Origin of the sequence: Chlorogloea sp. CCALA 695 (assembly GCF_003003885.1) — a bacterium.
GTDB lineage: Bacteria > Cyanobacteriota > Cyanobacteriia > Cyanobacteriales > Chroococcidiopsidaceae > Aliterella.
This window is the reverse complement of sequence record NZ_PVWN01000091.1, coordinates 1-11101: the sequence shown is the minus strand read 5'-3', so window position 1 is coordinate 11101 and position 11101 is coordinate 1. Positions and strand designations below refer to the sequence as shown.

14 protein-coding genes and 1 pseudogene are annotated in these 11101 nt (G+C 43.4%); 13 read left to right on the top strand and 2 right to left on the bottom strand.

Translation table 11 applies throughout. The features are described from left to right. Positions 1–463: 463 nt before the first annotated feature. The 3 genes from C7B70_RS23780 to C7B70_RS26640 all read left to right on the top strand — a co-directional run bounded on the left by C7B70_RS23780 (position 464) and on the right by C7B70_RS26640 (position 2166). Positions 464–1414 (top strand): SpoIID/LytB domain-containing protein, encoded by a 951-nt coding sequence (locus C7B70_RS23780; protein WP_199192501.1) that lies wholly within the window; start codon positions 464–466, stop codon positions 1412–1414. A 90-nt stretch (positions 1415–1504) separates the two neighbouring features. Continuing rightward, positions 1505–2026 carry a hypothetical protein gene (locus C7B70_RS23775; RefSeq protein WP_106371402.1) on the top strand — a complete coding sequence of 174 codons (522 nt, stop codon included), beginning with the start codon at positions 1505–1507 and terminating at the stop codon, positions 2024–2026. Beyond that, positions 2023–2166: a hypothetical protein gene (locus tag C7B70_RS26640; RefSeq protein WP_158260577.1), complete on the top strand. Its 144-nt coding sequence runs from the start codon at positions 2023–2025 to the stop codon at positions 2164–2166. The genes C7B70_RS23775 and C7B70_RS26640 overlap by 4 nt, the downstream gene beginning before the upstream one ends. Before the next feature lie 351 nt (positions 2167–2517). Here the strand turns inward: C7B70_RS26640 and C7B70_RS23770 are convergent, their stop codons facing one another. Beyond that, positions 2518–3756 (bottom strand): FAD/NAD(P)-binding protein, encoded by a 1239-nt coding sequence (locus C7B70_RS23770; protein WP_106371401.1) that lies wholly within the window; start codon positions 3754–3756, stop codon positions 2518–2520. Between the two features lie 42 nt (positions 3757–3798). On the opposite strand from C7B70_RS23770, the gene C7B70_RS23765 reads away from it, so the two are divergent. Genes C7B70_RS23765 through C7B70_RS23750 form a run of 4 tightly spaced genes read left to right on the top strand, consistent with a single transcriptional unit; the run spans position 3799 to position 6859 of the window. Further along, entirely contained in the window at positions 3799–4563 is a 765-nt protein-coding gene (locus C7B70_RS23765; RefSeq protein ID WP_106371400.1) for a GTP-binding protein, read from the top strand. Next, the gene (locus tag C7B70_RS23760; protein ID WP_106371399.1) at positions 4560–5372 is read left to right on the top strand and encodes a metallophosphoesterase; all 813 of its coding nucleotides are present in this window, start codon (positions 4560–4562) and stop codon (positions 5370–5372) included. The genes C7B70_RS23765 and C7B70_RS23760 overlap by 4 nt, the downstream gene beginning before the upstream one ends. Before the next feature lies 1 nt (position 5373). Next, the gene (locus C7B70_RS23755) at positions 5374–6075 is read left to right on the top strand and encodes a class I SAM-dependent methyltransferase (RefSeq protein WP_106371398.1); all 702 of its coding nucleotides are present in this window, start codon (positions 5374–5376) and stop codon (positions 6073–6075) included. A 40-nt stretch (positions 6076–6115) separates the two neighbouring features. After that, the gene (locus tag C7B70_RS23750) at positions 6116–6859 is read left to right on the top strand and encodes a metallophosphoesterase (RefSeq protein ID WP_106371397.1); all 744 of its coding nucleotides are present in this window, start codon (positions 6116–6118) and stop codon (positions 6857–6859) included. A 21-nt stretch (positions 6860–6880) separates the two neighbouring features. On the opposite strand, the gene C7B70_RS23745 is transcribed toward C7B70_RS23750, so the two are convergent. Then, positions 6881–7276, bottom strand: coding sequence for a Fur family transcriptional regulator (locus C7B70_RS23745; RefSeq protein WP_106371396.1), 396 nt, complete (start codon positions 7274–7276; stop codon positions 6881–6883). A 293-nt stretch (positions 7277–7569) separates the two neighbouring features. Here C7B70_RS23745 and C7B70_RS23740 point away from each other — a divergent pair, with 293 nt between their 5' ends. The 6 genes and pseudogenes from C7B70_RS23740 to C7B70_RS28940 all read left to right on the top strand — a co-directional run bounded on the left by C7B70_RS23740 (position 7570) and on the right by C7B70_RS28940 (position 11031). Continuing rightward, positions 7570–7842 (top strand): DUF1830 domain-containing protein, encoded by a 273-nt coding sequence (locus C7B70_RS23740; RefSeq protein WP_106371395.1) that lies wholly within the window; start codon positions 7570–7572, stop codon positions 7840–7842. A 32-nt stretch (positions 7843–7874) separates the two neighbouring features. Continuing rightward, positions 7875–8330, top strand: a complete 456-nt coding sequence (locus C7B70_RS23735; RefSeq protein WP_106371394.1) for a SufE family protein — start codon at positions 7875–7877, stop codon at positions 8328–8330. 14 nt (positions 8331–8344) lie between these two features. Continuing rightward, positions 8345–9358 carry a GTP-binding protein gene (locus tag C7B70_RS23730; protein WP_106371393.1) on the top strand — a complete coding sequence of 338 codons (1014 nt, stop codon included), beginning with the start codon at positions 8345–8347 and terminating at the stop codon, positions 9356–9358. A gap of 31 nt (positions 9359–9389) precedes the next feature. Continuing rightward, positions 9390–10013 (top strand): alpha/beta fold hydrolase, encoded by a 624-nt coding sequence (locus C7B70_RS23725; RefSeq protein ID WP_106371392.1) that lies wholly within the window; start codon positions 9390–9392, stop codon positions 10011–10013. A 32-nt stretch (positions 10014–10045) separates the two neighbouring features. Then, entirely contained in the window at positions 10046–10318 is a 273-nt protein-coding gene (locus tag C7B70_RS23720; protein WP_106371391.1) for a transposase family protein, read from the top strand. Next, a pseudogene (locus tag C7B70_RS28940) lies at positions 10302–11031 on the top strand (ISAs1 family transposase). Before C7B70_RS23720 ends, C7B70_RS28940 begins: the two are co-directional and overlap by 17 nt. The last annotated feature ends 70 nt before the right edge of the window (positions 11032–11101 follow it).

Below are 11101 nucleotides of genomic sequence, written 5' to 3'. Positions count from 1 at the left end.
AACATCCTATTATCCTCTCCTTGAATAATTTGCTTTAGACTATATTATGCTACTGCCAGAGCAGGCTGACCTAACCAGTTAATCGGCATTTCAGACGTTAAGTAATGTTTCGCCAACAGTATCATAGTTGATGAAGCTCCTAGCTTCAGACACTTAAATTCAAATAACTTTCTAAGCCATTACTTAAATTCGCAGTCGGGTCAAAATAATAATATTGTTTTAATAACGCAGAATTACAATGCTTTGCAAGCCACGACCGATCACTTTCTAGAAATACAGGAGGATGCGCAATCAAACCCTTTTGAGAAATTTTTGGCGATCCTTCTAGGGACTCATGCTAAAAATTACGCTGAAAATATCTTAAAGAGTCAAAGTTTAGTCGAGCAAATTAGAACGGTTAAATATCCTTGTTTAATCGGAGATAAATTAGTTGATTTAGTAAAGAGTGGAATCTAACCCAAGAATGCGAAATCTCTTTTGGTTTTTCCCGGCGGCAGTTATCTACCTGGCGTGTTTACAACTATCCTCTGGGCAACCATCTTCTACAGCAATAGTTAACACTTCCCAGCGACCTCTACCGCCACTCAAGCCACTACCGCAAATTACACCAGTCGCGCTGCTGAAAGTCAATGTTCCTCAGCCGCTAACTTCACCGAAAAAGCAGGCTCAAAAAGTAATCGTACAGAAACATCCACAGCATCCACCAAAAGCCAAAGTCCAAAGCTCGAACAAAAAAGCCAATACGCGCTCATATACTGCTCCAGCTATCTTCATTAGGGTTGCGCTCGCCCAAAATGTCAGCAGTATTGCAATCGCATCTTCAACTATTGCAAATATCCTTGATGGCAATGGGCAAGTTCTGGAGCGATTGCCACCATCTGAGGCAGTTCAGGTAAGCGTTAGTAATTCGACTATCCTGTTCCAAGATCGGCAAATACCTTCGAGCCTGCTCCTTGAGCCAACAGAGGGTGGAGCCGTATTTGTCGGCAATAGCTGGTACAGAGGCAAATTACTGTTGATTGCCCAGGGAAATAAGCTACTCACGGTTAATTACGTAGATTTAGAGCAGTACCTCCTATCAGTCGTGGGTAGCGAGATGTCTGCCGCCGCACCGATGGAGGCACTGAAAGCTCAGGCTGTAGCGGCAAGGTCTTATGCTTTGGTGCATACCTTCCGTCCTGCTAACGGGTGGTTTGACGTAACTTCTGGGGAAAGACACCAGGCATACAAAGGAATTACCACCGAGTACAATACCACCCACCAGGCAGTTGGGGAAACCGCCGGGGAAATCCTTAGTTACCAGGGTGGTGTGGTTGAATCTCTACGGGGCAACCCAAGAAGTCGTCAATCGAGCGCACAAAGGAGCGGGGATGAGCCATACAGGGGCTTATGCTTATGCAAATCAGGGGTATGATTATCGGCAGATTTTGGGGGTGTATTATCCTGGGGTGGCGAACGCAAGGCTAGAGTCGAAGCGGTAGCAAAAATATTTAGTGAGGGATTTATGATTACAGTGTTTTTTATAGGTTTGACCTTGTTAATCTCTGCTACATCAACTGGATTCTTTATCTTAAAAACGCTTGAGAAAGAGCAAGCAAGAGAACTCGAACAATTAAAAATGCAACTGGAAGCAGAAAATAATGAAAGGTATCAACAAGGGGTTAAACAGAAGCTAATTAACTGTAATAGATTATTGCAGACGATGGCGCTGGATTTTTCTCTAATTTTTGCAACAATAGATTGCAGTGCAGAAATGTCCCCTGATGATTTTTATAATAAGTGTAAACCTCTGTGGGATAAAGTTACTGAAGTTCAGTTGATAGCTGACTTCTACGTTCCCTCAATTAAAAAATCTATCCAAAACTTGGCTGAGTTACTGGCTGACTATTGGCGATACTTATATAAAGCATTAGTTATAGAGGGCGATCGCACATCGTTAGATTATTTAGAAGCAGAGAAGTATTACCAAATAATTCTTGCCAAAATTGATGATATTAGGCAAAAAATAAAGGAAATAGTTTGTTGAGTTTGCTTACAGCAATTGTCCAAATTGGTATTGAGAAAATCGGTTGGCGTACAGTCAGCGAGACAGCCGGGGAAATCCTTAGTTCTCAGCGTGGGGTAGTTGAATCTTTGTACGAGGCGACGCAGACGACCGTCAATTGAGCGCACAAGGGGACTGGGATCAGTCAGACAGGGGCTTATACTTATGCCGCTCAGGGGTATGATTATCGGCAGATTTTGGAGATTTATTATCTTGGTACAGAGATAAAGAGGCTGGAGTCGAAGTAATCGTGAGCCAGTAGCCTTTTTCAAGCAGCTACTTGGAAAAGGCTACTGGGAAGATATTAAAATTATGTTTAACGCCAAAATCGTAGAAACAGCGTACAGAAAATACGAGCAATTATAGGATTGTGGTAACTATGCTGGTTGCCAATTGCGTTTCATAAATCCTCAGATCATAGCCGCCGTAATTCTCTAACGAGTTAAAAGTGCCAACTAACAACCAGATTAATCTCAGGCAGTTTTAACTTGGGAAAGAGTAATACTGAATTTAGTTAAAGCTGGAACAATTCGTTCGCCTGCCATCCTTGCTCCTGATAAGTTTCGTGCTACTGGCCCCACCTGTAATCCAGCTAAACCACCCATGACGAACAACTCGCAACCCCGCCAGCGCAAATACTCATCTAATACTGGTAAACCATTTACTACCGATAGGGGATAGGCATCTAAAATTTCTGCGAGTAAAGGTTGTTCCATAATATTCAGCCTTGTGCCAGTGGCTAGCCAAATGCGATCGCACTCATACTCAGTTCCATCATGGCAATAAACTCGCCAACTGTTGGCTTGCCACATTGCCTTAACTATTTGACACTGTTGATAAATGTTCAGTTGGTTATTCCGCATCAACCGGCGCAATTGAGTCATCATTGCTGGTGTCATAGAACCTCCATCGCGGGCTTGTTGAATTAACTCCCACCGTTTCTCCCAATCATTTTGCGCCCTGAAGCCCTTAAGATATTTTGGACCTAGCCAACCAGGTTCGGCATCAAATAGTTTTTCTTGCAGTTGCCGTCTAACTATCAACTGTACCTCCGCTCCACAATTGGTCGCACCTACCACCAAATGCCCGCAAGTTTGACCACCGCCAACGATCAACACCCGTTCCCCAGCTAGATGCAAACCTCGTAAATCAACTTGCTGAGAGTGCAGAAGGCGCTCTTGAGGATAGTCACTCTCGATTCGACTCACCCAATCAGGGAGTTGAGGCGAACCACTACCACTAGCAAAAACAACTCGTCGGGCAATTACTGATTGCCCCGATAGTAACCAAAGGCGAAAACGGCGACGGAATTTGTCAAATAGTGGCTCAATCCGAACTACCTTTGCTTTGACAACTCGCTCCTGCAATTGGAAACGGCGAATCACATCGTTGCAAAAATCTTGAAATAGCTTAGTTCCAGGTAAATCATAAGGCGGGAATAGCTCATCGGAGCGCAACTCGGCAAATTTTCTCAAGGCGTAGGGGTTTGGATCAGGGTGGTGAACTACTGGAGAGCGCAAATGAGGAATTTCCAAAGCCGCAAATTGGTGTTGCCATTGATGCAGCCAAGTACCGCTTTCTTCAAATACAAGGAAACGACTAGCTGAGGAGCGCTTCTTTAGCAGATGTGTTACCAAAGTCAGGGCATGAGGGCCTGCGCCAACGATCGCAATGTCAGTTTGGTTGGGTATGGATACGGATGTGACTGACATACTGAATTATGCTATCTTAAAAATGATTATCATTATCATACTATGACTCGCTCAGTTATCACTGTTGTAGCTGGTCCTCCGGGAGTGGGAAAAACTACCTGGATTCGACAGCAAATGGCGCAGTCCCACAAGCAGGGGCTGTATTTTAGCCCCGCAACTGACTCTGTACCCATTGACCAAACACGCCTAGCAATTGAAGTACCCGAAGTTGAAATTCTTGTTGATAGTCACCAGTTTCAACTGTTGGCACTCAAAGATGAAATATCTGCCTATATTGAATTAGGTTTTCACGTAAATTTAGCAGCAATAGGAGAACTGTTAGATCCTCTTTCCTATCATTGTGTGGCGATCGTACCACCAGTTTCTAAAAATTCGGAGTGGCATCAATGGGCAGATCAGTTGGTGGTGGGAGTACCAAGTTTTGTAGAATTCGCTGCACCTGTGATGTGGCGACTTCCTTTGACTGGTCAAGTTATTGATACTGATAGTCTAGAGGTTTTTTGGTACGAACTGACGCAAGGTGCTTATGGTGCTGTAAAAAGAGCCAAGGGAATTTTTGATGTTGTCGATGGGCGACTTCTTTACGCAGATTTTGTAGATGGATTAGCACAAAGCGATTTTGAACAATTAAATGTGTCTCGGCATTTAGAAGGACAACCCCAGCGCTTTAGCGGCGTTGAAGTTGTGGGTGAAAACTTGGATGAAAGTGCGATCGCCCAGACTTTAAAAGATTGCTGCTTATCTGAAGCGGCAATCCGACACTATCAACAACAAATTAAACAAGAATTAGCAGAAGCAAACTTATGAAAATAGCTGTAATTTCTTGCATTCATGGCAACTCTGAAGCACTAGAAGCTGTATTACTAGATATCGACCAACAAAAAACTGAAAGTATCTTTTGTCTCGGTGATTTAGTTGGTTATGGTCCCGATCCAAATGCCGTTGTAGACAAAATTCGCTCCTTAGACATTCCCACCTGTCAAGGATGCTGGGATGAAGATATAGTTGAGGGAGTTAACGCCTGTGAATGTCATCATCCCTCGCTATTAGCCGAAAGGCGCAGCGAAATTGCTCATAAATGGACAAACGAGCAAGTTAATTCAGAAACACGAGCCTATCTTGCTCAACTTCCTCTTGTCTTACGCCAAGATAACTTGTGTTTTGTTCATGGTAGTCCAGACAGCAATCACGAGTATTTGCTGCCAGAAATTAACGCATTCACCGCATTAGAACGAGTAATCAGCAGCAATGCAGATGTGTTATTTTGCGGACATACTCATGTTCCTTACGTCCGCACCCTAGACAGTGCCAAGATTCAAATTAAAGTGAGCAGTGCTGATTGCAGCGCATCTGAAAAAACTTTCACTACGCCTGTCAAACGAATTATCAACGTTGGGAGTGTAGGAGAACCACGCCACGGCAGACCAAATGCTACTTACGTCATCTACGACACTGATACCGAACAAGTCACCCTGCGAGAAGTACCTTACGACTATCAAAAAACTTGTGCCGCCATTATTGAAAAAGGATTACCGCCAATATTCGCGTGGCGTTTAGCCAAAGGATTAGAATACGCCGAACGCGCTGAAGATCCCACTCACATTTGTACCCGCTAAGATGACTAATCAACTGTTTGACTTCGATGCTCACTCTGCTTTACCCGCCACCGAGTACGATACGGCGGCTCGTCAAAGTATTCCAGGTTACGATGCATTGTTTAGTATGGTCGCTGCTTTGTTTCAGCATCACTTAACCGACGATGCCCACATTTTAATCGTGGGTGCGGGAGGTGGTAATGAGCTTCAGACTTTAGGCAATGTGCATTCTCATTGGCGGTTTACAGGGGTTGATCCGTCCGAGAAGATGTTGGCAGTTGCTCAGTCTAAAGTTGAAAGGCTAGGCATTAGTGAACGAGTGACTCTGCACAAAGGTGTGATTGATGATCTTCCGCTCCAGCCGTTCGATGCAGCAACCAGCCTTTTGGTGATGCACTTTCTACCAGACGATAGCTCCAAGCAAAATTACTTGCAGGCGATCGCCTCCCGCCTCAAACCCGGCAGCCCGTTTCTGTTGGTCGATCTACAAGGCGACAAGCAATCTGACTCGTTCAAATTACTCGTCGAAGGCTGGCAAACGCGGGCAAAGATGGCTGGCATGGAACCACAACTTTTGACAGAATTGGTAAACGGTACGTTGCAGCATCTTCATTGCATTCCAGAATCGCGAACCCTTGAGTTACTTCAGCAGTCTGGGTTCAAGAACGTGATTCGATTCTATACAGCATTTGTTTTTAGTGGCTGGCTGGCGTTTGCAGCCTGAGCGAATCAATTTCATTTACAGAAATTACGGTGTAGAAGTCATGACTCAGTGGGCAATTTTGAGCGGAATTCAAGGTAATCTGACAGCCTATGAAGCTGTGCTTGCAGATATTAAACGCCAAGGAAGTTTGGTAGAAGAAATATACATCCTCGGTGATGTGGTGGGACTAACTCCAGACAGCGAAAAATTGGTGCAAAGACTGCGCTCCCCACACCGCAACGAAATCAAACCCATGATTTGCAAAGGTTGGTGGGAAGAACAATGTTTGATTTTACATAGCTTGGGTGCAACCAGCGAACCTGTCGATTTGATTAGGAAATATGGAGCGAATGCAGTTAAATTACTCTGGGATTCTGTTTCTAGAACTACAGTGGAGTGGATCAGAAACTTGGATTTTGGTTTTTTTGAATTCGACTCTCTGCTAATTCATGGTAGTACGGTGGCAGTTGATGAGGAATTGACACCGGAAACACCACCCTTGGTAATGTGCGATCGCACTCAACGAATGCAGGCAAATAATTTATTTTGTGGGCGATCTGGTCAAACTTTTCTTTATCAAATTATTGCCGGGGAAGTCACCGAGCAAGTAACAACCCTCGATAGTCAAGCCCTACCGCAAACAGCAACTACTACACCCTTGCAAATTATTGGCGTGGGTAACGTTGGGCGATCGCCACTTGTGGCAACCTACACTCTCTACAATCCTTTTACAAATCAAGTTGACTTTAGAACTGTTCGTTACGGCAGCAAGGGATTTCAATCACAACCTGCTCCATCGTCTTAGACTACTAAATAAGACTTGATTTCACACTTTAACCCCCGACTGATGCTGGCATGAATAACACAAACCAAAAAATTCCAGGGTATGATAATAAATTTCAAACTGCCCAGAGGAATGTAGCTGTGCCTCTAGTTTATGAACTGGACATTCATTGAGTGGCTCAGACTGACCGCATTGTAAACAATTTAAGTAGTGCTTGTCTTGCTCGACTAGGCTGTACAGATCCTCGCCACTGCTTAAGCTGCGCGCTCTAATCATCCCCTGAAGTTTCAGAGTTTTCAAGATGCGGTAAATCGTTGCTAACCCTAAGCTTTGCTTCTGACTTCGTAACTCAATATAAATCTCTTGGGCAGAAACAGCATGATTTAGCTGCTTGAGTAGCATCAATATCTGTTCTTGACTTTTGAGTGGAACTTTCATGGAATTATCTCTAGAATCTTCTAACGAGTAGATTTAGTTGTACAGTAATGATAATCATTATTATAACTTAAGGAGAAGACTGTCACTGCGTTACTATGACATCGGCAAAATTGACATCTCCCGCATTATTACTGCATTAACCCCGTCACTTACACCGAGCCGTTTTCCTGAGACAGATAGTGAGTGAAACTTAGTTAAATACTAATGACTTGATCCAGAAATTTTGAGAAAAAGGATTCTGACTCAGATTCCACCGCCGCCTGAAAGTTAATCGGAGCAATTATGGTATGACCATGACTCAAACATTCGATTTATTACCTTCTCAATACAACCACCGCATAATCTGTGACTACATTAATGCCACCAATTTTATCCAGATTGTGCGAATTACAAACATTACTAATTGGTATTTTGAGCGCGTTGTTTTTCCCCAACAGCATCTTTTGTTTAAAGCATTGCCAGATGCTCAGTTGGAAATTCATACAAGCGAGATAGCCACTGCAATGAAGACAGATAAAATTAAGTGCGAATCCTTGCAGATTCATGAAGACTTCGCAACTTTCTAAGCACAATTACGTTTTAAATAAACTTGTTAACTATGCCATCTACCGCAGATCCTTTACCAGCATCTTTATCGCAGGTTATCCAACGCTTTAAGCGTCAACCCGATCAAAAGCGTCGCTACGAGCTACTGATTTGGTTTGCCAAACGCCTCCAGGAGTTTCCAGCCGACGATGACAAAGTACCAGAAAACAAAGTTCCTGGCTGCGTTTCCCAAGTTTATGTCACTGCCACTTTGGAGGACGGTAAAGTTAAGTTTCAAGGCGATTCTGATTCTCAATTGACTAAAGGGTTGGTAGCGTTACTCATTGAAGGACTGAGCGGTTTAACACCAGAGGAAATTATTCAAGTCCCCCCAGACTTTATTCAAGATACTGGTTTGAACATCAGCCTCACACCTTCCCGTAGCAATGGATTTTATAATATTTTTCAAATGATGAAGCAAAAGGCCCTGGCACACAAGTTAACTATGTCTGTTCAGGCGCTCAATTAACACCATAAGGAGCCATGACTAACCTTACAGCACCGAAACCAAACACGCTCTTAGATATTCCCAAAACAGGAATGCCCGTCACAATCATTACAGGCTTTTTGGGTAGTGGCAAAACTACGTTGCTCAACTATATTCTGCAAAACTGCCAAAATTTAAAAGTTGCTGTCTTAGTAAATGAGTTTGGTGATATCAATATTGATAGTCAGCTATTGGTGTCCGTTGATGAAAATATGATGGAACTGACCAATGGCTGTATCTGTTGCACAATTAACGATGGTTTGTTGGATGCAGTATATAGTGTATTAGAACGTAATGACCGCATTGACTATTTAATTGTAGAAACCACAGGCATCGCCGATCCATTACCGATTGCTTTGACCTTTCTAGGTAAAGAGTTGCGGGATTTAACCAGACTTGATGCAATCTTAACTTTGGTGGATGTTGAAACATTTACTGAAGATCACTTTGAGAGTGATGCAGCCCTTAATCAGATTTCTTACGGCGACATTATTCTGCTGAATAAAACTGATTTAGTTTCAGAAACAAAAGTTAACGAATTGGAGGATGTTATTCGTGATGTTAAAGCAGGAGCAAGAATACTGCGCTCTCAGTACGGCAAAGTACCACTACCGCTCATCCTAGATGTCGGGTTCTCACAGCCAGAATTATTTGCATTTGCTAAGGATTCAAGCCACCATCACCATCATGATGAGCATCATCACCATCATCATCATTCCAATCACCTGGCTAATGATGGTTTTATGTCGGTTTCTTTCCAAAGCGATCGCCCTTTTAGTGTAGTAAAGTTCCAAAAATTTTTGGAAGACCTAAATGAAAATATTTTTCGGGCTAAGGGCATTATCTGGTTCAAAGAAAGTAGCTTACGCCATATCTTTCAACTCAGTGGTAAACGAATTGAGTTACAAACAGATCAATGGCAACAAAAACGCAGCATTCAATTGGTATTCATTGGGCGCAACTTAAATGCTGCCCAACTCCAAGAGCAACTAACCAACTGTCTAATTTAAGTTGAAAAGTTGAAAATAGGAATATAGTCTTATGTCAACCTCGATCATTTCTGCTTCTACTGCTGCTGGAACTGGTGGCACAATTACGGAATATCACTGGATTTGGGAAGAACAAAAGTTAAAAATTGTTTACGAAACCTTGGGCGCAGGAGCGCCAGTATTACTCCTACCAGCCTTTAGTACCGTTTCTACACGCGCCGAAATGCGGGAGTTGGCGGAGTTACTAGCGCAAAAATTTCAAGTTGTCGCCGTTGACTGGCCAGGATTTGGTCAGTCATCCCGTCTAAAACTAGACTATAAGCCCGCACTATATCAGCAATTTCTGCAAGATTTTGTCAAAACTGTTTTTAATGCCCCGGTTTCTGTGATCGCTGCGGGTCATGCTGCTGGCTATGTAATGCATCTAGCTCGAAAACAGCCTCTTATTTGGTCGCGGGTAGTTTTAGCGGCTCCTACTTGGTGCGGTCCGTTGGTTGCGGGGATGGGTGAACATCGAGGATGGTATAGACTTCTCGAACAAGTGGTGCGATCGCCCATTCTCGGTCAAGGTTTGTACAAACTGAACACTATACCATCTTTTTTGGGTTTGATGTACCATCGGCATGTCTATGGCAATCCTACCCCAGGGATAATTCGTTGCTTAAAGAAATATTAGAATGACTGAGAAGAACGAGTTGAAGAAAGGAAATGGGGACAAACTTAATCACTTCACTTCAAGAAATTAGAGATTTCCGGGCTGCTCAAGGTAGACGTTATCCACTGTGGCTAATTTTACTATTAGTTGTGATGGGAACCATCAGTGGATGCCGAAGTTACTACGCACTGGAGGACTTCAGGACACGCCACTACGAGGCAGTCAGCGAGCAACTAGGACTAAAAGTAACTCGCTTACCCTCAGACACTACCTTTCGCCGCATTTTACAGAAAATGCGATTTTCAAACGTTGGCACAGCAGTTTGAGCAATGGGTCAACAGCACATTCACTCTCGAACCTGGGGAATGGGTAGCGGTGGATGGTAAGAGCATTAAAGGAACAGTCACCGCACCAGGCACGGCTTACCAAAATTTCATTTCTTTGGTATCACTCTATAGTAGACAACAAGGAATAGTGCTGAAGAGCCAACAGTTTGAGTCGAAACAGGATAGTGAGTTGAAAGTGGTGCAAACAATGCTGGAAGCGTTGGATTTAGAAGGAGTGGTGTTCACTCTCGATGCCTTGCACTGCCAAAAAAACTACTAAGCTGATCATTGAGGGCGGCAACGACTACGTTGTCACCGTCAAAGGTAACCAACCTCGACTACTGACCCAACTTAAGACGATTGCCGAACATCAAAAGCCGTGCAATCGGTTTGTTGATATTGAGAAAATCCGAGGTCGAACTACCTGCCGAATCGTCAAGGTCTTTAATGAACTGAAGAACATTGACCTCGATTGGGTAGGAGTACAAAGCTTGATTCAAGTAGAACGCATCGGCATCCGCTCAGGAAAGAAATATCTCCAGACTAATCATTACATTAGCTCCTTAGTTTCAAAAGCTACTACATTTGCCCATGGAATTCGTCAGCATTGGGGAATTGAGAATCGCCTGCACTGGGTCAAAGATGTGATTTTTGGTGAGGATGCTGCCCCCTTTAGTAATTACAACGCTGCCACCAATTGGTCTATTAAGTAGACGGTTACAATAAAATATAAGATAAAAGAGATGTGTTTTCTGCACGGGGACAATTTTTTAAATGCCTGCT